This is a genomic window from Novosphingobium sp. ZN18A2 (assembly GCF_036784765.1).
Classification (GTDB): domain Bacteria; phylum Pseudomonadota; class Alphaproteobacteria; order Sphingomonadales; family Sphingomonadaceae; genus Novosphingobium.
The window spans coordinates 2,152,051-2,174,868 of sequence record NZ_CP136651.1 but is presented as its reverse complement, the minus strand read 5'-3'; the positions used below and the strand labels follow the sequence as shown (position 1 = coordinate 2,174,868).

Sequence of the window (22,818 nt, the reverse complement as noted above, 5' to 3'; positions counted from 1 at the left end):
GAATAGCGGGCACAAGGGAGTAGGGCGCGCGTTCGATCCCCCCGACTCTCCACCGGAGCTTGAAATGCCTGCCTATCGTTCCCGCACCACGACTCACGGCCGCAACATGGCAGGCGCGCGGGGCCTGTGGCGTGCCACCGGCATGAAGGACAGCGATTTCGGCAAGCCGATCATTGCCGTGGTGAACAGTTTCACGCAGTTCGTACCGGGTCACGTGCACCTGAAGGATCTGGGCCAGATGGTCGCGCGCGAGATCGAGGCTGCGGGCGGCGTTGCCAAGGAATTCAACACCATCGCTGTGGATGACGGTATCGCGATGGGGCATGACGGGATGCTCTATTCGCTGCCCAGCCGCGATCTGATCGCTGACAGCGTTGAATACATGGTCAACGCCCATTGCGCCGACGCGATGGTGTGCATCTCCAACTGCGACAAGATCACGCCCGGCATGCTGATGGCCGCGCTGCGCATCAATATTCCGGTGGTGTTCGTGTCCGGCGGCCCGATGGAAGCGGGCAAGGTGCTGCTGAAGGGCAAGGAACAGGCGCTCGACCTGGTCGATGCGATGGTTGCCGCAGCGGATGAAAGCTTCACCGACGATGAAGTGAAAAGCATCGAACGTTCCGCTTGCCCCACATGCGGTTCGTGCAGCGGCATGTTTACCGCCAATTCGATGAACTGCCTGACCGAAGCCCTGGGCCTTTCGCTGCCGGGCAATGGATCGACGCTGGCCACCCATGCCGACCGTAAGGCGCTGTTCCTGCGGGCGGGCCGCCAGGTCGTGGATATGTGCCGCCGCTATTACGAGCAGGACGACGAAAGCGTGCTGCCGCGCAACATCGCCAGCTTCGAAGCGTTCGAAAACGCGATGAGCCTGGATATCGCGATGGGCGGATCGACCAACACGGTGCTGCACCTACTGGCCGCCGCGCACGAAGCGGGCGTGGACTTCACCATGGCCGATATCGACCGCCTGTCGCGCCGCGTGCCCTGCCTTTCCAAGGTGGCGCCGGCGAAATCGGATGTGCACATGGAAGACGTCCACCGCGCCGGCGGGATCATGGCGATCCTTGGCGAGCTTGAGCGTGCGGGGCTGATCCATTCGGACCTGCCGACCGTGCATTCCAAGTCCATGCTCGATGCGCTGAACACGTGGGACATCGGCCGCACGAACAATGAAGAGGTGCAGACCTTCTTCCGCGCCGCGCCGGGCGGTGTGCCCTCGCAAGTCGCGTTCAGCCAGGAGCGCCGGTGGGACAGCCTCGATCTTGACCGCGAAAACGGTGTGATCCGTTCCGCCGAACACGCGTTCAGCAAGGACGGCGGGCTGGCCGTCCTTTACGGCAACATCGCGCGCGACGGATGCATCGTGAAAACGGCGGGGGTTGACGATTCGATCCTGAAGTTCACCGGCAAGGCCAAGGTGTTCGAAAGCCAGGACGCCGCCGTGACCGGCATCCTTACCGGGCAGGTGGAAGCGGGCGACGTGGTGGTTATCCGCTATGAAGGGCCGAAGGGCGGGCCGGGCATGCAGGAAATGCTCTATCCCACCAGCTACCTGAAATCGAAAGGTCTGGGGAAGGCCTGCGCGCTTATCACCGACGGGCGTTTTTCGGGCGGAACATCGGGCCTTTCCATCGGTCACGCATCGCCCGAAGCTGCGGAAGGCGGTGCGATCGGGCTGGTCGAGGATGGCGACCCGATCGAGATCGATATCCCCAATCGCACGATCAACCTGACGGTTTCGGACGCGGTGCTGGATGAGCGCCGCGCCGCGATGGAAGCGAAAGGCGACGCCGCCTGGCAACCCGTCAAGCCGCGCAAGCGCAAGGTTTCCGTCGCCTTGCAGGCCTATGCCGCGATGGCGACCAGCGCGGCACGCGGTGCCGTGCGCGACCTTGCGCAATTGAAGGCGAAGCGCGACTAGGGGCCATGCGCCCCGTTTTCGCTGCCTTGCCGATTCTCGCTCTTGCCGCCTGTTCGGGCAGCGGCGGTGCCGCCTCTTCGAACGCGCGCAAGATCGATTGCGCGATTGGCGGGACGGCAGCTTTCGCAAAGGTCTGTTCGGTCGAAACCGTTACGCAGGGCGGAGACAAGTATCTGTTCGTTCAGTCCTCCGACGGCGCGTTCCGGCGCTTCCGGGCCGTCGATGACGGGCGCGGAGCCGTTCCCGCCGACGGCGCCGAGGATTCGTCCGCCAGATGGACCGCGGATGGCCGCCTTGAAATTACCGTGGGAAGCGATCGCTATCTTTTCCCCGCCAGCGTGAAACCGGACGATGCCGCAACACCTTGATCCCCGGCTGGGCCAGGTGCTCACCGTCGCGCAGATGCGCGAGGCGGAAGAGGCGCTGATCGCTGCCGGAACGTCGGTTGACGAATTGATGCAGCGTGCCGGGCACGGCGCGGGCGAATGGGTGCGGCGCGTGGCGGCGGGGCGCAAGGTGACGGTTCTGTGCGGGCCGGGAAACAATGGCGGCGACGGCTATGTGATCGCGCAGCACTTGTTCGCGCATGGAAACAGCGTAGAGGTCGTCGCCGCGATCGAGCCCAAAAGCGACGCCGCAAGGACAGCGCGTTCGCTCTACAAGGGGCCAATTGTCCCGGCGGAGCCATTACCGCATGGTGAGGTGCTGGTCGACTGCCTGTTCGGCAGCGGTCTTGCGCGGGCCTTGTCGGACGACCTTCTGGCGCTGCTTGCGAGCCTTTCGGCAAGCCACACGCATCGCATAGCGATTGACCTGCCCAGCGGCATCGAGAGCGACAGCGGGAAGCCGCTGAACGAAGGGCTGCCGCGTTGGGACATGACCGTCGCGTTGGGCGCGTGGAAATTCGCGCACTGGACGATGCCCGCATGCGAAACGATGGGGGCGCTGCATCTTGTCGATATCGGCGTGGGTGCGACGGGCGGCGCGGCAAGAGTGCTGGCCAAACCGCAAATCGCGTCGCCCGCGCCCGATGCACACAAATACACGCGCGGCCTTCTTGCCATCGTCGGCGGCGATATGCCCGGTGCAACGCTGTTGTCGGCCGATGCAGCCCTGCGGGCCGGTGCCGGGTATGTGAAACTGGTCGCTTCGCGCCGTCCGGCGAGCGTTCCGCATGAGCTGGTCGTGACCGAGGCGCCCGATCCCGGAGCCGTGTGGGACAGCCTGCGCGACCGGCGCATCGCGGCGATGCTGGTGGGGCCGGGGCTCGGCACGGGCGCGGACGCGCGCGAGCGGTTGCGCGCCGTGCTCGATCTTGCACCGCCGGCCGTGGCCGATGCCGACGCGCTGAAACTGTTGTCGCCCGATCTTCTGGCCGAACGTCAGGGCGCACTCGTGCTTACGCCGCACGAAGGCGAAATGGCCGCGCTGGAAGGGTCGTTCGGGCTGGCGGGGCAGGGCGCGCGGCGCGACCGCGCACTGGCGCTTGCAAAAGCGAGCGATGCGGTCGTGCTGCTCAAGGGGCCGGACAGCCTGATCGCCGCGCCGGACGGGACGGTGGTGATGGCTCCGCGCGCGCCAAGCTGGCTTTCCGTCGCGGGCAGCGGAGACGTGCTGGCGGGCGCGATTGCCAGCCGCCTTGCGGTTCATGGCGATGCGTTGCGCGCGGCCGAGGAGGGGTTGTGGCTCCACGCGGCGGCGGCGCGGCATTGCGGCGCGGCATTCACCGCCGGTGATCTGGCTTCGGCGATTGCTCCTTCGCTTGAATGCGCACTGGCATGAGCGGGGGTGCGGAAATCGTGCGTGTCGCCGCGAAGGGCGACGGGGTTACGGCGGACGGCCGCCACGTGGCCTTTGCCGCGCCGGGGGACGTGATCGGCGCGGACGGCGTTCTGGTGCCGGGGCCGCATCACGCTGCGCCGACGTGCCGCCATTTCCCCGCTTGCGGCGGATGTCAGTTGCAGCATCTGGACGAGGCCGCGCTGTCCGCATTCGTCAGCGACCGGGTGCTTGGTCCGGCAAAGGGCCAGGGGCTTGATGCGGAGTTGGTGCAGGCCGCGCATCTGTCTCCGCCGCGCAGCCGCCGCCGCGCGGCGCTTCATGCGCAGGCCATCGGCAAGCGCATCGTGCTGGGATTTCGCGAGCAAGGTTCGCACCGCATCGTCGATATGCGCGAATGTCATGTACTGGCGCCGGACCTGTTTGCACTCGTGGACCCATTGCGCGATCTCTTGGCAAAGATGGGCAACCGCAAGCTGGCTGCCGATATCGAACTAACGGCTTGCGATCAGGGCGTTGCAGCGGGGATCAAGGGGCTGGAGGCGGAAGGGCTGGCCGCGACCGAGGCGTTGATTGCCTTCGCGCAGGATCACCGCCTTGCACGCCTGACGCTGGATGGCGGATACGGGCCGGAAACCCAGTGGGAACCTGAACCGGTGACGGTCACGCTTGGCGGCACGCCGGTGACGCTTCCACCCGGCGCGTTCCTTCAGGCCACGCCCGATGGCGAGGCGGCACTGGCTGGCGCAGCGGCCGAATGGCTGGATGGCGCCGGGACGATTGCCGACCTGTTCGCCGGGCTGGGCACGTTTGCCTTTGCCCTGGCGGGACCGGCCAAAGTGCTGGCGGTCGAGGCCGCGCGCGATGCGCACCTTGCCTGCCAGTCCGCCGCGCGGGCATCGGGCAAGCCGGTCCATTCGCTTCACCGCGACCTGTTTCGCAATCCGCTGCGCGCCGAAGAGCTGGACCGCTTCGACGCCGTCTTGCTCGATCCGCCGCGTGCCGGCGCGCGCGAGCAGGTGGCGCAGATCGCCGCGTCCAAGGTGGCGCGCGTCGTCTATATCAGCTGCAACCCCGCCAGTTGGGCACGCGATGCGGCGCAACTGGCGGCGGGTGGCTACAGGCTCGCCGAACTTCGGCCGGTGGGCCAGTTCCGCTGGTCCACCCACGTAGAGCTGGCAAGCCTGTTCGTGCGTTGAGCGTTCAGAACAGCGCCAGCAGGGCGTGTACCGTAAGCGCCATCAGCACCAGTGAAGACAGCACGAAAATCAGGAAGCGCACCATCACGCGGTTGAAGGTTGCCTGCACAAGGGAATGCAGGATGCGCAGGATCACATAGGACCAGCCAAGCGTCGCGTTCAGCCCGTCTCCCTGTCCGATGACCGCCAGCACGATGGCGACCGCATAGAACACGGTCGGCGCTTCGTGCAGGTGATTGTAGTTGTGGGCAACCCACATGGTTTTTTCGGGCAACTGTCCGTCAAGATCCTTGCCGGTGCCGCCGACCATGTTCGCGCTGTCGATCTTCGCCGCGCCCATTGCCGGAATGCGCGTGGCGAACATCCAGATCCACATGATCATCGTCCAGCCCGCCAGCACCACGACGGGTTTCAGGATTTCCATGCCTATCATTCTTGTCTCCCCCTTGGTCGTTGAACCGGATCTATCCGGCCAGTACGGATGGATCGTGCAGCAGCGTTGCCAGCACCGCGCGCACCGCCAGCGCCAGCAGGCACGAAGTGGACAATATGAACAGCATGAAGCGCACGCTGACGACATTGACGGTCGCCTGCCAGATCGAATGGACGATCCGGATGAAAACATAGGCCCACGCCAGCGCGACATCGATTGCGCCGGCCCCCATGATCGCGATGATGACGACCGTGGGATAGAAGATCGTCGGCTGTTCCATCAGGTGCGAATAATTGTGGGATTTCCACTGCACCTTGTCCGGCACCACGCCTTCAAGATCCTGCCCGCGTCCGCCGGGCTTGGCCTGCTTCAGGTCGATCCCCGACTTCGCCATGGCCGGAAAGCGCGTGCCAGCGGTCCAGAACAGCATGACAAGCGACCACAGCACCAGCACGGCAGCGGGTGCAAGCATCTGCGCCTGCATGATTGTCTCCCCCCTTTGTTATCGGCCGGGAGACTGCGCGCGGCCCAATGGATTGTCAAATGCAACCTAGGTTGCATGAACGGAGCGTTCGATCTGGATCAGCGTGTAATACCCGAAGGCACCGCGCCGCGTTTCCAGTGACAGGCCGTGCCTTTGCGCAACCCGGCTTGCGACGTCGGGCAGATCGGCCCGCGGCGTGACGTGGAACTTGGCCAGCCACGCGCCGAGTGCCGTTTGTGCGACGGGCCAGAGCCCGTCCATGTCCCCGAAATCGACGACCGACAGCGAACCGCCGGGCGCAACCAGCGCCGCGGCATGATCGACGGCCTTTTGCCAATCGGGGATCATCGACACGGCGAAGGAAATGAATACGCGGTCAAAACGGGCATGGCCCAACAGACCGGCGGCATCGAATCCGGTCGCGTCGCCCAGCGCCAGCCGCGCTTCTTCGCCCAGTGCAGCTTGTGCCGATTTCAGCATCTCGGCCGAGATATCCAGCCCGTAGAGCGAAACGCCCGGCCATTGGCGCGCAACCTTTGCCAGATTGCGCCCGGTGCCGCAGGCGATTTCCAGAACCTTGTCGCCGGGCTTGCAGTCCAGTTCGCGGATCAGGCGGTCGCGGCCGAAAAGGTAATACTTGCGCGTCAGGTCATAGAGGTGTCGCTGATAACGATACTGCGCGTCCATCGCAGCCGCATGGGTGGCCCTTGCCCCTTCGGCGGCGGTCATGCGCGCAGCGTATAGAGGTGGACGCCGCCATAGATCGACGAACGGTCGCGTTGCGTGAAGTCACCCGATTGTCGCTCGGCATAGTCCCAGCGCGAAAGGATGGCATCGGGCAGGCGGCCGGGTAGCAGCGACGGTTCTGCAGCGGTGCGGAACAGCACGCGCGCACCGGGGCGGGCCGCACGCGTGATCGCGCTCCACAGCGCGGTGAGCTGCGCATCGTCCATCCAGTCCTGCGCGTCCAGCAGGACCACGCGATCCACGCTGTTTTCGTCCTGTTCCATCAGGAAACCGGTCATGTTCGCGTGGCGCGTTTCGATCCGGTCGATCCGCGCCTTGACCGTGCGATAGTTGCGTTCCTCGAGATAGGGCGGAAGCGGGCAATCCGCGTGCTTGCCATACCCGCGCGAAAAGGCCTGCCAGGCGAAATAGTTTTCCTGGACCGGGAAGCCGCAAGCCAGCTTTTCAAGCCGCGCTTTCAGTACTTCGGCCATCCGCCGGTTTCCGGCCAGCGCGTTATACTGCGCGGGCGGGATGCCAAGGCCGAACAGCGACGCGGGCAGGTCGGTCAGCCAGCGCACGAACTTTCGGTCAAACACGGGGGCGAGCTTTTCCTCGAACACGCGGCGCTGGTCTTCCAGCGTTTCGGCTTCGAGCACCGCATGCAGGTCGATGCGATAGAGCTTTGCCAGAAGGTGCGCGATGCCGATGAAATTGCCCAGCAGCCCGCGCCGATAGATGCCCTTGCCAAATCCCGCGATACGGCGGCGGCCGACAAGATCGCGGCCTTCCCAATAGCGGCGCGTCGCATCGTCGAGATGCGGGGCGACGTACCGGTGGTAAAGCGCAAGGTTTTCGTCCCGGTCCGCCTCAGCGAAAAAGCTGCGGAAGGCGGCATAGTCGGGCAGGTGCCGGACCGAGGCCTGCTTCAGTCTCCCCAGCGCGACGTGCGCGGTGTTGAGGTCCACCGCCGTGATCCGCGCGGGATCGGCGGTAAGGTATGACAGCACGTTGCATCCGCCGCTGGCGATGGTGACGACGTGGCTTTCGGGCCGGATATCCAGCGCTTCCATGTCGACCACCGGGTCTTCCCAGATCTGTGCATAGACCAGCCCGCGAAAGGCAAACGCGAACGCGCGGTCCAGTATCCTCGATTTCGGCTCTGCATCGCTGCGCAACACCGCGCGATCTATTTCGTGGCCCCGGATATTCATGCTTCGCCCGTCCCGTCTGCGATTCCCGGGACCGGCGATTACGAACCTTCGGTGACGCGCGCGTGTCAGTCGTGCGACGGTTTCGCGACGATCGCGGCATATGCCGCCGGATCGACGTTTCCTCCCGACAGGACGACCGCCGTGTGGCCATCGGTGGCAGCCTTGCCCGTCATGATCGCCGCAAGGGCCGCCGCGCCGCCCGGTTCGATCACCAGTCGCAACGTGTTGAAAGCCAGGCGCTGCGCCGCGCGAATTTCGCTTTCGGTCACACTGATGCCGCGCAGGCCGCGCGCCTTCATCACGGCAAAGTTGATCGGGAACGTGCGCGGCGTCTGCAAGGCGTCGCAGGCCGTGGGTGGGGGCGATGGCTGCACGGGCACGATCCGGCCCTGTTCAAGGCTGCGCCGCACATCGTCCCACCCTTCGGGTTCGACCGGAACGATCTCTGCATCGGGACAGGCGAGGGCAAGGCCGGCGGTCAGTCCGCCGCCGCCGCAGGGGCATACGATCCGCGTGGGGCTGCCACCGGCCAGGCGTTCCATCTGTTCCGCGATCTCCAGCCCCGCGCTGCCTTGCCCTTCGATCACCCAGGGATCGCCATAGGCATGGACCAGCGTTGCACCGCGTTCGCTGCACAGCGCGCGCGAGATGACATCGCGATCTTCACCGCCGGGCCGGTCGTAAAGCACTACTTCCGCCCCCAGCGCGCGCGTGTTGGCGAGCTTCACCGCAGGGGCGTCGTTCGGCATCACGATGGCGGCATGGATGCCCAGCCGCCGCGCCGCCCATGCCACGCCCTGCGCATGGTTGCCGCTCGACACCGCGACAACCCCGTGTGCGCGCTCTTCCTCGCCCATGTCCGAAAGGCGGTGCCATGCGCCGCGTATCTTGAACGCGCCGACCGGTTGCAGGCTTTCCGCCTTGCACCAGACGGTGGCTCCCCCCACTTCGAGGGGGAGAAGCGGCGTTGGTGGAAGCAGCGCCGCGATCTTCTTTGCGGCGCGCGCAACGCCTTCGCTTGTCGGTTCGCGTTGCGGTGTGTCGGGACTTGGGTTTGTCACTGGCTTCCCCTAAAGCGCGGCGATTGATTCCCGCGCCATAGCGGGATGCGCAAGGCGCAATACAATTGGAGATACCATGGCGAAAGTACTGGTGATCGGCGCGGGCGGCGTGGGTTCGGTCGCGGTTCACAAGATGGCGATGAATGCCGACATCTTCACCGGCATCGCGCTGGCAAGCCGCACCAAGGCGAAATGCGATGCGATTGCCGAGAGTGTGAAGCAGCGCACCGGCGTTTCGATCGAGACGTTCCAGATCGACGCGGACGATGTGGACGCCACCGTTGCCCTGATCCGCAAGGTGCAGCCGGTGCTGGTGGTGAACCTGGCGCTGCCCTATCAGGATCTTCACATCATGGATGCCTGCCTTGAAGCGGGCGTCAACTATATGGACACCGCGAACTACGAACCGCGCGACGAGGCGCACTTCGAATATTCGTGGCAGTGGGCCTACCAGGAAAGGTTCAGGCAGGCGGGGCTGATGGCGCTGCTCGGTTCCGGCTTCGATCCGGGCGTGACCAGCGTTTTCGCGACGTGGCTCAAGAAGCACAAGCTGGACACGATCCGCACGCTGGACATCCTCGACTGCAACGGCGGGGACCACGGCCAGCACTTCGCCACCAACTTCAATCCGGAAATCAACATCCGCGAAGTGACCGCGCCCGCACGGCACTTTCAGGACGGCAAGTGGATCGAGACTCCGGCGCTCGGCACAAAACAGGAATTCAGTTTCGAAGGCGTTGGCCCCAAGAACATGTACCTGATGTATCACGAGGAACTGGAAAGCCTCGCGAAGCATATGCCGGAGATTGAGCGCATCCGCTTCTGGATGACCTTCGGCGATGCCTACATCACGCACCTTACCGTGTTGCAGAACGTGGGGCTGACGCGGATCGACCCCGTGATGTACGAAGGCAAGGAAATCATTCCGCTGCAGTTCCTGAAGGCGGTGCTGCCCGAACCTTCCAGCCTTGGCTCCACCACAAAGGGCAAGACGAACATCGGCGATATCGCTACCGGCTACAAGGACGGGGAAGAGCACACCTATTACATCTACAACATCTGCGACCATGAGGACGCCTATGCCGAAACCGGAAATCAGGCGGTCAGCTACACCACCGGCGTTCCCGCGATGATCGGCGCGGCGATGATCGTGACCGGCGCGTGGAAGGGTGAGGGCGTATTCAACATGGAGCAGATGGACCCCGATCCGTTCATGGACATGCTGAACAGGCACGGGTTGCCGTGGCAGGTGAAGGAACTGCCGGGGCCGCTTTCGTTCTGATGGAGCGTATCGTCGCCGGTACGCCGGTCGAGGTTGTGACCGGCGACATCACGACGTTCGACGTCGATGCCATCGTCAATGCCGCCAACCGGTCGCTTCTGGGCGGTGGCGGGGTGGACGGGGCGATCCACCGGGCCGCCGGTCCGCGCCTGCTGGAAGAATGCCGCGCTCTTGGCGGTTGCGAAACCGGGCAGGCGAAGATCACCGGGGGGTACCGCCTCCCTGCGCGCCATGTGATCCATACGGTCGGGCCGGTCTGGCACGGGGGCGGAAACGGCGAGCCGAAACGTCTGGCCGATTGCTATCGCAATTCGCTTGCCGTCGCAGCAAGGGCAGGGGCGCGAACCGTTGCCTTTCCGGCGATTTCGACAGGAGTCTATGGCTATCCGGTGGACAGGGCCGCCCGGACGGCGGTGGAGACGATTGCAGACGTGCTGCGCGTTTCGCCGGGCACATTCGATCGCATTTTGCTCGTTTGTTTCAACGATTCGGCGGCGGCGGAATTCAACAGCGCGCTGGCCGCGCTTGGGGATGAATAGATGGAAACCAGAGCCGGCGATCCGGGCGCATTCGCCCATTTCGACCTCACCCGCGTCGATAGTCCTGCCTTCGTGGTCGATGCCGCGAAACTGAGGGATAACCTGCGCGTGTTGCAGGACATAGGTGAGCGCTCGGGTGCGAAAGTCCTGGCCGCGCTAAAGGCGTTTTCGATGTGGTCCACCGCGCCGATTGTCGGCGAATATCTGGATGGCGTGTGCACCTCTGGCCTGTGGGAAGCGCGGCTTGCCGGCGAGTTCTACGACGGTGAGATCGCGACATACTCTGCCGCATACAAGCCCGACGAACTGGACGAGGTGCTGCGGCTTTCGGACCATGTGATCTTCAATTCGCCGCAGCAGATTGTCCGCTGTTCAGCCATTATCGAAGCGGCGCGCGCGCGCGGCGAAAGCTTCGATATCGGGCTTCGCCTGAACCCGATGCAGCCCGAAGGCGAAGTGGCGAAGTACGATCCCAGCGCGCCCCATTCGCGGCTGGGCTTCCCGATCGACCAGCTGACCGAAGAACACGTGGAACTGGTCGACGGGTTCCACGTCCACAACCTGTGCGAGCAGGACTTTGAGCCGCTTCGCCGCACATGGGACAAGGTGTTCGATTTCCTTGAACCCTGTTTCGGCCAGTTCGAATGGATCAATCTTGGCGGCGGGCACCACATCACCCGCGCGGATTACCAGCGGGAGGAACTGGTAGAGTTCCTGCGCGACGTGGCAGAGGATACGGGCGCGCAGGTCTATATCGAACCCGGTGAGGCGGTGGCCCTGGATGCCGGGATTCTTGCGGGGACCGTGCTCGACAGTCACTGGAACGGCATGCCGGTTTCCATCACCGACATTTCCGCCACGTGCCATATGCCCGACGTTATCGAGGCGCCCTATCGCCCGGCGATGCTGGGCGAACTGCCTATCGACGAATACGAACATGGCGTGGGCGAGGGGCCGGAACCGGTGCGGCTGGGCGGCCCGTCATGCCTGGCGGGGGACGTGATCGGCGATTACCGCTTGCCCGGACTGGAGACGCCGGGAACGCGCTTCGCCTTTCTTGACCAGGCGCATTACTCGATGGTGAAGACCACCACCTTCAACGGCGTGCCGTTGCCGTCCATCTGGCTGTGGGACAGCGAGACCGACGCATTGGAATGTGTCCGGAATTTCACGTGGGAGACCTTTCGCGACCGGCTTTCCTAGGGCACTCTGCGCAGTGGAGTGACCGGGCTGGAAGGAGAGGCCATGCCGGAACAGATGCTTGACGCCGTCACCAGCGATCCGGTGACGATGGGCTGGATGGAAGGCACGCCGCCGCCTGCCGCAAAGCGCATCCTGGCCAGCGAAGCCGGCCACATGCGCTTTCCTATGATCCGCTGGTCCTATTCCAACATGCGCCAGTTCTGCCCCACGCTGCGCGTCGGCGCGGGGCAGGGCGGTGCGCCTTTCGCCCGCGCGCTGCGCGACGATATCGAAAGCGTCACCTGCACGCCGCTAGGTTCAGACAAGGCGATGACATTCGCCGAAGGACTGCTGGCGAACTACACGGACGGCATACTGGTGCTGCACAAGGGCACGGTGGTTTACGAACGGTGGTTCGGCGTAACCGGGCCGGAAACACGCCACATCGCCTTTTCCATGACCAAGAGTTTTATCGGCACGCTGGCCGAAATGCTGATCGAGGAAGGACGGCTCGACCCTCAAACGCCGGTGGCAAGCCTTGTCCCCGAACTGCGCGCCAGCGGGTTCGGAGATGCCACGGTGCGGCAGGTCATGGACATGACAACCGCGATCGACTTTTCGGAAGACTATGCCGATCCCACGTCGGGCATCGGCGGTTTGTCGAATGCACTGGGGCTTACGCCGCGCCCGGCAGGATATGACGGCCCGCGCGACTTGCTGTCGTTCGCCGCCACCGTCGGCAAAAGCGGCACGCATGGCGAAGGCTTCACCTATCGCACCGTCAACACCGATGTGCTCGGCTGGATCGTCTCGCGGGTCGAGGGGAAGAACATCGCCCGCATATTGTCCGAACGGATCTGGCAGCCGCTGGGCATGATGGGCGATGCCGAATTCCTGGTGGACGAGGCGGGCATGCCGTTCTGCGGCGGCGGCCTTAACCTGCGTCTTGAGGATCTGGCCCGATTCGGAGAGGCGCTGCGTCTGGGCGGGCTGGGCGTGATTCCGGCGCGCGTGGTGGAACGCGTGGCGGCAGGCGGAGAACCGGAACGGTTCGACAAGGCGCGCTTTCCGCAGCTTCCCGGCTGGTCCTATGGCAGCCAGTGGTGGGTGGCCCACGAAAATCATGGATGCTATTGCGCCCGCGGGATTCATGGCCAGACGCTGTGGATCGATCCGGTTGCCGGGATGGTTATCGCCCGATTCGCGTCGCATCCGGTTGCGGCGAACGGTGCCAACGATCCGACGTCGCTTCCGTGCTGGCGCGCATTGGGTGACTATCTCGGGAACGTATGAAAGCCTTGTGTTTTCGTAAGATAAGTGGCGCTTGCATCCCCGGCGCCAGACCCGGTCGGGGCAGCGAAGGTGCATTTTTGTGACCGATAATCGGACAGCCGATTATTTCACTTGATGTTCAGCGTATGGGTTCTATAGCGACCCCCCGCTGCCCCATGGGGACTTCCAAACCGCAAGGCAGCCTTGTCCAACTTACCGTTTTGGGGGTCCCTTGAATTGCTCCAACATCCTGACGCACTGGCTGTAGTTGGCGCTTCGGCGCCGGACCAACCCGTCATTCTGAACCGCCCGCACGCCGCTGCGCGCGCCGCCCGCTTCTTTGTAGAGAAGTTTCCGGGCCGCTCGCTCTATGCGGTAAAGGCCAATCCCTCGCCGGATTTGCTGCGCGTGTTGTGGGATGCAGGGGTGCGCTATTTCGACGTCGCCTCGATCGCGGAAGTGCGCCTTGTGCGCGCAACGCTGCCCGAAGCGACGTTGTGCTTCATGCACCCGGTCAAGACGCCAAGCGCGATTGCCGAAGCCTACAAGGTGCACGGCGTGCGCACCTACAGCCTCGACACGCTGGAAGAGCTGGAAAAGATCAAGGCGGCGACCGTGGATGCAGACGGCAACCCGGCCACCGACCTTACGCTTTGCGTGCGGCTGCGCGTCTCGTCCGAATATTCGGAACTGAGCCTTGCCAGCAAGTTCGGCTGCGACCTGACCGATGCGCCCGAACTGCTTCAGGCGACACGCCAGGTGGCGGACGCGCTTGGCGTGTGTTTCCACGTCGGCAGCCAGTCGATGAGCCCGTTCGCCTATGTCCAGGCGCTTGAGCGCGTGCGCGCAGCGATTGTGGAGGCTTCGGTACTGGTCGACGTGGTGGACGTGGGCGGGGGCTTCCCCTCGGTCTATCCGGGCATGGAACCGCCGCCGCTGGAAGACTATTTCTCGCTGATCGACCGCACTTATGAATCGCTGCCGATTTCCTATTCGGCCGAGCTGTGGTGCGAACCGGGCCGCGCGCTGTCTGCCGAATACAACTCGCTGATCGTGCGGGTAGAGCGGCGGCGCGGGAACGAGCTTTACATCAACGACGGTGCCTATGGCTCGCTGTTCGATGCGGCCCACGTCGCGTGGCGTTTCCCCGTGCGGCTGCTGCGCAACGGCGCGTCGGAAGAGGTGGAGGCGTTCAGCTTCTATGGCCCGACCTGTGACGACATGGACTATATGGAAGGCCCGTTCGAACTGCCTTCGGACATCAAGGCGGGCGATTTCATCGAGATCGGCATGCTGGGTGCCTATGGCGCGGCGATGAAGACCGCGTTCAACGGCTTTGACGCCGCCGACGTCATCAATGTCAGCGACGAGCCGATGGCCAGCCAGTATCGCGGGGACCGCAACGATCCGCGCGTGTCGGACAACGTGGTGGCGCTGCGCTGACGCAATTGCGGATGCCGCATTGAAAAAGCCCTCCCGCGCGATGGGGCGGGAGGGCTTTTTCGTGGTTTTGCAGGTGTGCAGGTGAGGGCCGGCGTGAAATTCAGGGCCGGCTTAAGGGTCAGGCCGCGTCGGCCAGCTTCATTTCCATGCGTTCCCAGATTTCGACGAGCGCGCCGGTCAATTCGTCCATCATTTCCTCTGTGTGCGCGGGGCCGGGCGTGAAGCGCAGCCGCTCCGTACCGCGCGGCACGGTGGGGAAGTTGATCGGCTGAACATAGACGCCGTATTCCGCAAGCAGGATATCGCTGATCTTCTTGGCGCGCACCGGATCGCCCACCATCAGCGGCACGATGTGCGTCGTCGAATTCATCACCGGCAGCCCCGCGTCGCGGAACTTCTGCTTCAGCATCGCGGCGGCGGCCTGCTGGCCGTCGCGCTCGACGCTGGAGGACTTGAGGTGACGAACCGACGCCAGCACGCCTGCCGCCAGGACGGGCGAGAGCGAGGTCGTGAAGATGAAGCCCGGCGCATAGGACCGGATCACGTCGATGATGCGCTTGTCCGCCGCGATGTATCCGCCCATCACGCCGAACGCCTTGCCCAGCGTGCCTTCGATGATGTCGATGCGGTGCGCGGCATCGTCGCGTTCGGTAACGCCGCCGCCGCGCGGGCCATACATGCCGACCGCGTGAACCTCGTCGATATAGGTCAGCGCGTTGTACTTTTCGGCAAGGTCGCAGATCTCGTGGATGGGGGCGATGTCGCCGTCCATCGAATAGACGCTTTCGAATGCGATAAGCTTGGGCAGCGCCGGATCGGTTTCGGCCAGCAGCTCTTCCAGGTGCGCAACGTCGTTGTGGCGGAACACCTTCTTGGGCGCGCCCGAATTGCGGATGCCCGCGATCATGCTGGCGTGGTTCAGTTCGTCCGAAAAGATCACGCAGCCCGGCAGGATCTTGGCAAGCGTCGAAAGCGTGGCGTCGTTCGAGACGTATCCGCTGGTGAACAGCAGCGCGCCTTCCTTGCCGTGAAGGTCGGCCAGTTCGCCTTCAAGCTCGATATGGTAGTGCGTGTTGCCGCCGATGTTGCGCGTGCCGCCCGAACCCGCGCCGACATCGTGCAGCGCCTCTTCCATCGCGGCGATCACCTTCGGGTGTTGCCCCATCGCGAGGTAATCGTTCGAACACCATACGGTAATCGGCTTCGGTCCGTTGTGCCCGGCGAAGCACCGCGCGTTGGGATAGGCGCCCTTGTTGCGCAGGATATCGATGAAGACGCGATAGCGGCCTTCCGTGTGAAGGCGATCGATTGCCTGGTCGAATACCTGATCGTAGTTCAACGCCGTTCCTCCTGGCGACAGTCCGATCCCCCGAACGGACAATTATCGGCGAATTCGCGCTATTAGCGCCGCGCGCCGCGAATGGCCAGTCTCAATTCCGCGAACGCCTGCGTACCGCAAAGCCGATTGCTTGTCTTCGACCGGTCAGAAAATCGCCACGCGCCCCAGTCCGTATTCCGCCAGTGCCGGGCGCAGGGCATTGATATCGCCGCCGTCGCTGGTGAACAGGGCAAGATCGTCTTCCGTGCGATTCCATTCCTGGCCTGCGGTCAGGTAAGCGATGCGCCGCGCAATGCCTTGCGATCCGTCAATAAAGGCAACGCCGTTGCCGAACGCTTCGGCCAGTTCCTGTTGGACGAGCGGGAAGTGCGTGCAGGCGAGAACGACGGTGTCGATCCTGTCGCCGCCGGGCTGGCTGCGCAGCCCCGCCACCGCTTCGGCGAATACCCGTGGATCGGCCGGCTTGCCGCGCAGCTTCGCTTCAGCAGCGGTGACGAGGCCGGGCGCGGCATGGCGCAGCAGCGTCTTTCCGGCGGCGAACTCCGCCTCCAGCCGGTCGACATATCCCTGCCGGATCGTCGCTTCGGTACCGAGAAGGCCGATCACGCCGGTGCGGGTCATCGCCGCGGCGGGCTTGATCGCCGGGACGGTGCCCACGATCGGAACTTCCAGAACGTCGCGCACCATGCCCAGCGCGATGGTGGACGCGGTGTTGCAGGCGATGCAGACCAGTCTTGGGCGGAAGCGTTCGGTCATCCGGCCCAGCAGGCCCGAAACGCGCGCCGCGATCTGGGCTTCGGTTTTCGAACCGTAGGGAAGGCCCGCGGTATCCGCCGCATAGATCACGGGTGCCTGCGGAAGCAGGTCGCGCACTTCGCGCAGCACGGACAGTCCGCCAACGCCCGAATCGAAAATCAGCAGCGGCGCAGAAGGTTTGACGCTCTTGGTCACTTGTCGTTCAAATCCCGTCCGCGGTCCCGCACTGTCGAACATGCTTTCTATCGGTATCGGCGGCAAAAAGGAAAGACAGCACTTGGAAGCGGACGGCTGTCGCGGATAAGAAGCGGGGGTGAACCTCATTCTTCCCTTCCTCGCCGCCTATGTGCTGGGCTCTATCCCCTTCGGCATGATCCTTACCCGGATCACCGGCGCGGGAGACCTGCGCGCGATCGGTTCGGGCAATATCGGGGCGACCAACGTGCTGCGAACCGGGCGCAAGGGGCTCGCCGCGGCGACCTTGCTGCTTGATCTTGCCAAGGGATTCGCGGCGATCGCGCTGGTGCGGCATTTCTGGCCCGGCGCGGAAGCGGCGGCTGCCGGGGGCGCGGTGATCGGGCATTGCTTTCCTGTCTGGCTGCGATTCCGGGGCGGGAAGGGCGTGGCGACCACGGCGGGGGTGTGCTTCGGGCTGGGGTGGCCGATCGGGCTGGCCTATGCTGCGGTCTGGCTGGCCGTGCTGGCGATCGTGCGGATTTCCTCGCTTGGCGGGATGCTGGCCGCGATTGCCGCGCCCGCGGCTGCACTTGCGTTCGGCTATCGCGAATATGCGCCCACGCTGGCGGCCATCGCGCTGTTGGTGTTGTGGCTGCATCGTGCAAACATCGCACGCCTGATGGCGGGAACCGAACCGAAAGTCGGCAGCAAGGGGTGACCGCAAAGGCTCTTTCGCGCGAAGAGGCATTCGCACGCATTCGCCTGTTGCGCTCGCCCAATGTCGGCCCTGTCAGCTATGCGCAACTGTTGCGGCGGTTCGGTTCGGCGGTCGAGGCTGTCGCTGCCTTGCCCGACCTCGCCCGCAGGGGCGGCAGGCGGTACGAGGCGGCAAGTGCTGCGCGGATAGAGCGCGAAATCGAAGCGACGCGGCGGGCAGGTGCGCGATACCTGTTCCACGACATGGAAGAGTATCCCGCGCTGCTGGCGCAGATGGACGGCGCACCGCCGATCGTCACCTTGCGCGGTAACATCGCGCTGGCATTGCGCCCTTGCGTGGCGATGGTCGGCGCGCGCAACGCCTCGGCCGCTGCCGTGCGCCTTGCGCGAGAATTCGCCGCGACGCTGGGCGAAGCGGGGATAGTGGTCGTATCCGGCCTGGCGCGCGGGATTGACGGTGCGGCGCACGAAGCCAGCCTCGCGACCGGCACGATTGGCGTGATCGCCAGCGGGATAGACATCGCCTATCCGCCCGAACACGCGGACTTGCAGGAACGCATCGCGACCGGTGGCCTGCTGATCGCGGAAGAGCCGCCGGGCACCGACCCGCTGGCGCGCCATTTCCCGAAACGCAACCGGATCATCGCGGGGCTGGCAGCGGGCACCATCGTGGTGGAAGCCGCGCCGAAATCCGGGTCGCTGATTACGGCACGGCTGGCCGGCGAGGCGGGGCGCGAAGTGATGGCCATTCCCGGCTCTCCGCTCGATTCGCGCGCGCACGGGTGCAACCAGCTGATCCGCGATGGCGCGGTGCTGGTGCAATCCGCGCAAGACGTGCTTGAGTTGATTTCGGGATTCGACGGGCAGCCGAAGTCACGTTTCCGCGACGATGGTGCCGGCGTGTTCGACCTGCCCGAAGCCGAGCCCGAGATCGATCCCGGAGATATTGCCGCGCTGCTTTCCCCCGCACCTGTCGCGATTGACGAGCTTGTCCGCCAGTCGGGCACGACTGCGGCAACGGTGCAGGGTGCGCTGCTCGACCTCGAACTGGCAGGCCGCCTGGTGCGCCACGCAGGTGGGCGCGTCAGCCTGCAGGACTAGGAGCGATGGGGTGTCCGCGGTCTCAATCGGGCGTCAGGATCCGGCAGGCCGGCGTCTTGCTCAGCGGCGGGCAGAACGTGGTCGATGCCAGGTAGGATTCGGCCCACGCGATATCCTCCGGCGACGGGACGTAGCGGAATGCGACCTGCCTTACGTGCAGATCGCGCGGGCCGGATATCGCCAGGATCTCAAACGTTTCGGGCAGATGGGTTTCGGGGTTGTTCGGGCAGTCGGCCCGCATCTTCGCGGCGGGCCTGCCAGAAACGGTGAACGTTACCGGATCGCTTGCGTGCGCGCCCTTGCAGGACTGGGGCAGGCTGCGCGCGATGACGCCAAGATAGTCCTTGGGCGTCGTCTGGCCGGCGATTCCGTTAAAACGCTGGGTGGTGATCATCCGCGTCCAGTCGTGAACGGATTCGCCCCGCGGCACTTGTTCCATGATCCACTGCTGACCGTCCCCGTCGGTATGCCCGATCTCGAAGCCGGGCAGCGTGGGACCGGCCAGATAGCCGTCGCCCGGTTGCGCCCTGTCCTGACCCGGCGCGGCCGCCACAAGTCCGGTTGCGAGAAGCGCAAGCAGCGCGGTTTTCATGGGCGTAGTCTCCTGACGGCGGCGCGCGTCCTGATGCGTGTCCTAGCGCGGGCGAGGGCGCCGCGAAAGGTGGTGACCGGCCCGGAAGGGATGCATGGCCATTTGTCTTCCCGGCCACCGGAGAGGCAAGGCACCGATCCGGTGCCGGTTGCACCGCCCGCGCATTTCTTTCTCTTGACGATAGGCCGCGAAGCTATCCACCCTCGCGCGTACGTATACGCGTAAGGAATGCCACACACCGCCATGCAACTCGTCATTGTCGAATCACCGGCCAAGGCCAAGACCATCGAAAAATACCTTGGCCCCGGCTTCAAGGTGCTCGCCTCATACGGCCACGTCCGCGATCTTCCCGTGAAGGACGGGTCGGTCCGCCCGGACGAGGATTTCGCGATGGATTGGGAACTGCACGGCGACAAGCAATCGCGCGTAAAGGCGATCGCGGATGCCGCCAAGCAGGCGGACCGCCTGATCCTCGCCACCGACCCCGATCGCGAGGGCGAGGCGATTTCCTGGCACGTGCGCGAATTGCTGGCCAAGCGGCGCGCGCTGCCAAAGGAGGTCGAGCGGGTTACGTTCAACGCGATCACCAAGGCGACCGTCACCGATGCGATGAAGCATCCGCGTGAACTGGATCAGGACCTGATTGACGCCTATCTTGCTCGCCGCGCGCTGGATTACCTTTTCGGCTTCACGCTTTCGCCCGTGCTGTGGCGCAAGCTGCCCGGCGCGAAAAGCGCGGGCCGCGTGCAATCGGTCGCGCTGCGCCTGATCGTAGAGCGTGAGCGCGAGATTGAGGCATTCCGCGCGCAGGAATACTGGCAGGTCATCGCAAAACTTGAGCAGGACGGGACCGAGTTTGCCGCGCGCCTTGTGCGTTTCGACGGCGAAAAGCTGGAGCGGCTGAGCCTTGGCGACGAAGGCGTTGCCATGCGCGCCAGGGCCGCCGTCGAGGGCGCACAGTTCCGCGTGGAAGACGTGGAAACGCGACCGATGCGCCGCAACCCGGCGCCGCCGTTCACCACATCCACCTTGCAGCAGGAAGCCGCGCGCAAGCTGGGCTTTTCGGCCAGCCACACAATGCGCGTGGCGCAAACGCTGTATGAAGCGGGCGCGATCACCTACATGCGAACCGACGGCGTGCAGATGGACCCGAGCGCGATTTCCGCCGCGCGCAAGGCCATCGCTGACCGGTATGACGGGCATTACCTGCCCGAAAAACCGCGCCACTATGAAACCAAGGCCAAGAACGCGCAGGAAGCCCACGAAGCGATCCGGCCCACCGATTTTTCGAAAGACCGCCACGGACACGGTGACGAGGCGCGGCTTTACGACCTGATCTTCAAGCGGGCGATGGCCAGTCAGATGGCGTCTGCCAGCCTTGAACGCACGACCGTAACCTTGCGCGATCCCACCGGCCGGCACGAACTGCGTGCCACCGGGCAGGTTGTGAAATTCCCCGGCTTTCTGGCGGTTTACGAAGAGGGTCTGGACCAGAAGGCGAACGCCGACGACGATGAAAGTGGCCTGCTGCCGATGATGGGCAAGGGCGATCAGCCCGCGAAGAAGGGCGTGGACGCCACACAGCATTTCACGCAGCCGCCGCCGCGCTTTTCCGAGGCATCGCTGGTCAAGCAGCTTGAGGAACTTGGCATCGGTCGGCCGTCCACTTACGCCGCGACGCTTCAGGTTCTGAAGGACCGCAATTACGTGCGGACCGAAAAGAACCGCTTCTTCGCCGAAGAGACCGGACGCCTGTTGATCGCCTTTCTCGAACGGTTCTTCGATCGCTACGTCGCCTATGATTTCACCGCCGGGATGGAAGAGGAACTGGACGACGTTTCCGGCGGGCGCGCGGCGTGGAAGGACGTGCTCGACGCGTTCTGGCGCGATTTCAAGCCCAAGGCCGACGAGGTCATGGAACAGAAGCCGAGCGAAGTTACCCAGGCGCTCGACCTGTTTCTGGAAGACTACCTGTTCCCGCCAAAGGCCGACGGGTCCGATCCGCGCCTGTGTCCGCAATGCGGCGACGGGCGTCTCAGCTTGCGCGGCGGGCGCTATGGTGCGTTCATTGCCTGCTCGAACTATCCCGAGTGCAAGTACACGCGCCAGTTCGCGCAGCCGGGCGGGCACGAGGACGCGGGCGAAGACGGCGCGCTGGGCAAGGACCCGGCGACCGGGCTGGAAGTGACGCGCAAGACCGGGCGGTTCGGCCCCTATATCCAGCTGGGCGAGGGCAAGGAGGCCAAGCGCGCATCCATCCCCAAGGACATTCCGGAACTCGATCTGGAATGGGCACTGAAGCTGCTCTCGCTGCCGCGCGAAATCGGGCCTCACCCGGAAACGGGCGAGATGATCAGCGCCAGCATCGGGCGTTACGGGCCTTACTTGCGGCACGATGGCAAATATGCGCGGCTGAAATCCACGGCAGAGGTGTTCGAGACGGGCATGAACCTTGCCGTCACAAAGCTTGCTGAAGCGGCGCAAAACGGCGGTCGCGGTGCGCGCGGCAAGGCAGAGCCGCTGAAGACCTTTGGCGCCCATCCCACGACGGGCGGCGAAATCAGGCTGATGGCCGGTCGCTATGGTCCCTATGTCACCGACGGCACGACCAACGCGACGCTGCCCAAGGCGGTTGAGCAGGACAAGCTGACCGCCGAAGAGGCGATACGCCTGATCGACGAAAAGGCCGCCAAGGGACCGGCGAAAAAGGGCGGCCGAAAGAAAGCCGCCGCCAAGAAGGCGCCAGCGAAGAAAAAGGCGCCGGCAAAGAAGAAGGCCCCGGCAAAAGCGAAGGACAAGGCCGCCGCACAATAAGGGCGGCCACAGCCTTCGCCTGTCGCGGCGCGTTCTGTCTGGAATCGCGTGACTGGCGACTGCGTGACGGGCGACCGCGGGGGTGGTCTTCGGCCATGCACTGGCGTGGCTGCAATTATGGGGCTACGTTCGCGACACGACCAGATATCCGGAAAGGAACGATCCCGTGCTGGCCCTTCCTCTTCTTGCCGCCGCGATGGCGCTTGTGCCGCCCGAACCAAAGGGTGAGCTTGTTTCGAACAGTAACTATCCGCAATGGGCGCTTCAGCGGGACAAATCCGCCGGCGTCGTCTATACGCTGCTGATCTCGCCCGATGGCGAAATCGCCAAGTGCATGATTCGCGCGAAGGTGGGCAACGACAAGCTTGCCGGGCAGATTTGCGACATGATCAAGCGGCGGAAAACGACGCTGCGTCCCGCGCTCGCATCTGACGGGATGACGACGTATGGTGTCTACACCGATACAGTGAACTTCTTCATCCCCAATACGCCGGGATCGGACGGTTTGCCCATCCGCCGCGCGCCGGATGCGGAATTGACGGTCAGCCAGATGCCGTCGGGGCTTTCGTCGCCAGCCGATATACACGTCGCAGTGGAAGTGGGGACACAAGGAACGATCGAGCACTGCGGCGCCGTGGGCAAAAAGCCCGACGCAACGCTTACTGCGCTTGCCTGCAAGCAGCTTGGCGGGATGCAGCTCGGTGTAATGAACCTTGGTACCAAAGGTGAGAACGTGCCCTACGTCCGTTCGCTGACCGTGCGTTTCACGACCGCAGGCTGA

At 64.5% G+C, this 22,818-nt stretch carries 21 protein-coding genes; 13 read left to right on the top strand and 8 right to left on the bottom strand.

All coding sequences use genetic code 11. From position 1 onward, the window contains the following. Window positions 1-64: 64 nt before the first annotated feature. The 4 genes from ilvD to RXV95_RS10450 are packed head-to-tail and all read left to right on the top strand — an operon-like array spanning window position 65 to window position 4,905. On the top strand, window positions 65-1,927 hold the full coding sequence (gene ilvD / locus RXV95_RS10465) for a dihydroxy-acid dehydratase (protein WP_338465992.1): 1,863 nt from the start codon (window positions 65-67) through the stop codon (window positions 1,925-1,927). A gap of 5 nt (window positions 1,928-1,932) precedes the next feature. Further along, window positions 1,933-2,295 (top strand): hypothetical protein, encoded by a 363-nt coding sequence (locus RXV95_RS10460; RefSeq protein ID WP_338465991.1) that lies wholly within the window; start codon window positions 1,933-1,935, stop codon window positions 2,293-2,295. After that, the gene (locus tag RXV95_RS10455; protein ID WP_338465990.1) at window positions 2,279-3,709 is read left to right on the top strand and encodes an NAD(P)H-hydrate dehydratase; all 1,431 of its coding nucleotides are present in this window, start codon (window positions 2,279-2,281) and stop codon (window positions 3,707-3,709) included. Before RXV95_RS10460 ends, RXV95_RS10455 begins: the two co-directional genes overlap by 17 nt. Beyond that, on the top strand, window positions 3,706-4,905 hold the full coding sequence (locus RXV95_RS10450; RefSeq protein WP_338465989.1) for a class I SAM-dependent RNA methyltransferase: 1,200 nt from the start codon (window positions 3,706-3,708) through the stop codon (window positions 4,903-4,905). Before RXV95_RS10455 ends, RXV95_RS10450 begins: the two co-directional genes overlap by 4 nt. A gap of 4 nt (window positions 4,906-4,909) precedes the next feature. Here RXV95_RS10450 and RXV95_RS10445 read toward each other — a convergent pair whose 3' ends face one another. The 5 genes from RXV95_RS10445 to RXV95_RS10425 all read right to left on the bottom strand — a co-directional run bounded on the left by RXV95_RS10445 (window position 4,910) and on the right by RXV95_RS10425 (window position 8,823). Continuing rightward, entirely contained in the window at window positions 4,910-5,338 is a 429-nt protein-coding gene (locus RXV95_RS10445) for an MAPEG family protein (protein ID WP_338465988.1), read from the bottom strand. Window positions 5,339-5,369: 31 nt separating this feature from the next. Then, the gene (locus RXV95_RS10440; RefSeq protein WP_338465987.1) at window positions 5,370-5,822 is read right to left on the bottom strand and encodes an MAPEG family protein; all 453 of its coding nucleotides are present in this window, start codon (window positions 5,820-5,822) and stop codon (window positions 5,370-5,372) included. Between the two features lie 66 nt (window positions 5,823-5,888). Then, a complete protein-coding gene (locus RXV95_RS10435; RefSeq protein WP_338465986.1) occupies window positions 5,889-6,551 on the bottom strand; it encodes a class I SAM-dependent methyltransferase in 663 nt (220 codons plus the stop codon). Then, entirely contained in the window at window positions 6,548-7,762 is a 1,215-nt protein-coding gene (locus RXV95_RS10430) for a DUF3419 family protein (protein ID WP_338465985.1), read from the bottom strand. The genes RXV95_RS10435 and RXV95_RS10430 overlap by 4 nt, the downstream gene beginning before the upstream one ends. Before the next feature lie 65 nt (window positions 7,763-7,827). Further along, on the bottom strand, window positions 7,828-8,823 hold the full coding sequence (locus RXV95_RS10425; RefSeq protein WP_338465984.1) for a threonine/serine dehydratase: 996 nt from the start codon (window positions 8,821-8,823) through the stop codon (window positions 7,828-7,830). 76 nt (window positions 8,824-8,899) lie between these two features. Here RXV95_RS10425 and RXV95_RS10420 point away from each other — a divergent pair, with 76 nt between their 5' ends. From RXV95_RS10420 to RXV95_RS10400, 5 genes are all read left to right on the top strand, one after another. After that, window positions 8,900-10,105, top strand: a complete 1,206-nt coding sequence (locus RXV95_RS10420) for a saccharopine dehydrogenase family protein (RefSeq protein WP_338465983.1) — start codon at window positions 8,900-8,902, stop codon at window positions 10,103-10,105. Next, window positions 10,105-10,644, top strand: coding sequence for an O-acetyl-ADP-ribose deacetylase (locus tag RXV95_RS10415; protein WP_338465982.1), 540 nt, complete (start codon window positions 10,105-10,107; stop codon window positions 10,642-10,644). The genes RXV95_RS10420 and RXV95_RS10415 overlap by 1 nt, the downstream gene beginning before the upstream one ends. After that, on the top strand, window positions 10,645-11,847 hold the full coding sequence (locus tag RXV95_RS10410) for a carboxynorspermidine decarboxylase (protein ID WP_338465981.1): 1,203 nt from the start codon (window positions 10,645-10,647) through the stop codon (window positions 11,845-11,847). Window positions 11,848-11,865: 18 nt separating this feature from the next. Then, window positions 11,866-13,119: a serine hydrolase gene (locus RXV95_RS10405; protein ID WP_338465980.1), complete on the top strand. Its 1,254-nt coding sequence runs from the start codon at window positions 11,866-11,868 to the stop codon at window positions 13,117-13,119. Window positions 13,120-13,335: 216 nt separating this feature from the next. Then, window positions 13,336-14,541, top strand: a complete 1,206-nt coding sequence (locus tag RXV95_RS10400; RefSeq protein WP_338465979.1) for a type III PLP-dependent enzyme — start codon at window positions 13,336-13,338, stop codon at window positions 14,539-14,541. Window positions 14,542-14,659: 118 nt separating this feature from the next. Here the strand turns inward: RXV95_RS10400 and hemA are convergent, their stop codons facing one another. Continuing rightward, window positions 14,660-15,880, bottom strand: a complete 1,221-nt coding sequence (hemA, locus tag RXV95_RS10395) for a 5-aminolevulinate synthase (protein WP_338465978.1) — start codon at window positions 15,878-15,880, stop codon at window positions 14,660-14,662. Window positions 15,881-16,024: 144 nt separating this feature from the next. Further along, complete coding sequence (gene murI, locus RXV95_RS10390; RefSeq protein WP_338465977.1) at window positions 16,025-16,831, bottom strand: glutamate racemase; 807 nt, start codon at window positions 16,829-16,831, stop codon at window positions 16,025-16,027. A 118-nt stretch (window positions 16,832-16,949) separates the two neighbouring features. Here murI and plsY point away from each other — a divergent pair, with 118 nt between their 5' ends. Together plsY and dprA are read left to right on the top strand one after the other, a co-directional pair. Next, entirely contained in the window at window positions 16,950-17,531 is a 582-nt protein-coding gene (gene plsY, locus RXV95_RS10385) for a glycerol-3-phosphate 1-O-acyltransferase PlsY (RefSeq protein WP_338465976.1), read from the top strand. After that, window positions 17,528-18,631: a DNA-processing protein DprA gene (gene dprA, locus RXV95_RS10380; protein WP_338465975.1), complete on the top strand. Its 1,104-nt coding sequence runs from the start codon at window positions 17,528-17,530 to the stop codon at window positions 18,629-18,631. The genes plsY and dprA overlap by 4 nt, the downstream gene beginning before the upstream one ends. A gap of 22 nt (window positions 18,632-18,653) precedes the next feature. On the opposite strand, the gene RXV95_RS10375 is transcribed toward dprA, so the two are convergent. Beyond that, the gene (locus RXV95_RS10375) at window positions 18,654-19,223 is read right to left on the bottom strand and encodes a hypothetical protein (protein ID WP_338465974.1); all 570 of its coding nucleotides are present in this window, start codon (window positions 19,221-19,223) and stop codon (window positions 18,654-18,656) included. 243 nt (window positions 19,224-19,466) lie between these two features. Between RXV95_RS10375 and topA the strand changes: the two genes are divergently transcribed. Further along, entirely contained in the window at window positions 19,467-22,037 is a 2,571-nt protein-coding gene (topA, locus tag RXV95_RS10370) for a type I DNA topoisomerase (protein WP_338465973.1), read from the top strand. A gap of 166 nt (window positions 22,038-22,203) precedes the next feature. After that, the gene (locus tag RXV95_RS10365; protein ID WP_338465972.1) at window positions 22,204-22,818 is read left to right on the top strand and encodes an energy transducer TonB; all 615 of its coding nucleotides are present in this window, start codon (window positions 22,204-22,206) and stop codon (window positions 22,816-22,818) included.

What these genes read in the sequence shown, in the direction of transcription:
- ilvD (WP_338465992.1), top strand. Translation starts at nt 65, where the DNA reads ATGCCTGCCTATCGTTCCCGCACCACGACTCACGGCCGCAACATGGCA.
- RXV95_RS10460 (WP_338465991.1), top strand. Translation starts at nt 1,933, where the DNA reads ATGCGCCCCGTTTTCGCTGCCTTGCCGATTCTCGCTCTTGCCGCCTGT.
- RXV95_RS10455 (WP_338465990.1), top strand. Translation starts at nt 2,279, where the DNA reads ATGCCGCAACACCTTGATCCCCGGCTGGGCCAGGTGCTCACCGTCGCG.
- RXV95_RS10450 (WP_338465989.1), top strand. Translation starts at nt 3,706, where the DNA reads ATGAGCGGGGGTGCGGAAATCGTGCGTGTCGCCGCGAAGGGCGACGGG.
- RXV95_RS10445 (WP_338465988.1), bottom strand. Translation starts at nt 5,338, where the DNA reads ATGATAGGCATGGAAATCCTGAAACCCGTCGTGGTGCTGGCGGGCTGG.
- RXV95_RS10440 (WP_338465987.1), bottom strand. Translation starts at nt 5,822, where the DNA reads ATGCAGGCGCAGATGCTTGCACCCGCTGCCGTGCTGGTGCTGTGGTCG.
- RXV95_RS10435 (WP_338465986.1), bottom strand. Translation starts at nt 6,551, where the DNA reads ATGACCGCCGCCGAAGGGGCAAGGGCCACCCATGCGGCTGCGATGGAC.
- RXV95_RS10430 (WP_338465985.1), bottom strand. Translation starts at nt 7,762, where the DNA reads ATGAATATCCGGGGCCACGAAATAGATCGCGCGGTGTTGCGCAGCGAT.
- RXV95_RS10420 (WP_338465983.1), top strand. Translation starts at nt 8,900, where the DNA reads ATGGCGAAAGTACTGGTGATCGGCGCGGGCGGCGTGGGTTCGGTCGCG.
- RXV95_RS10415 (WP_338465982.1), top strand. Translation starts at nt 10,105, where the DNA reads ATGGAGCGTATCGTCGCCGGTACGCCGGTCGAGGTTGTGACCGGCGAC.
- RXV95_RS10410 (WP_338465981.1), top strand. Translation starts at nt 10,645, where the DNA reads ATGGAAACCAGAGCCGGCGATCCGGGCGCATTCGCCCATTTCGACCTC.
- RXV95_RS10375 (WP_338465974.1), bottom strand. Translation starts at nt 19,223, where the DNA reads ATGAAAACCGCGCTGCTTGCGCTTCTCGCAACCGGACTTGTGGCGGCC.
- topA (WP_338465973.1), top strand. Translation starts at nt 19,467, where the DNA reads ATGCAACTCGTCATTGTCGAATCACCGGCCAAGGCCAAGACCATCGAA.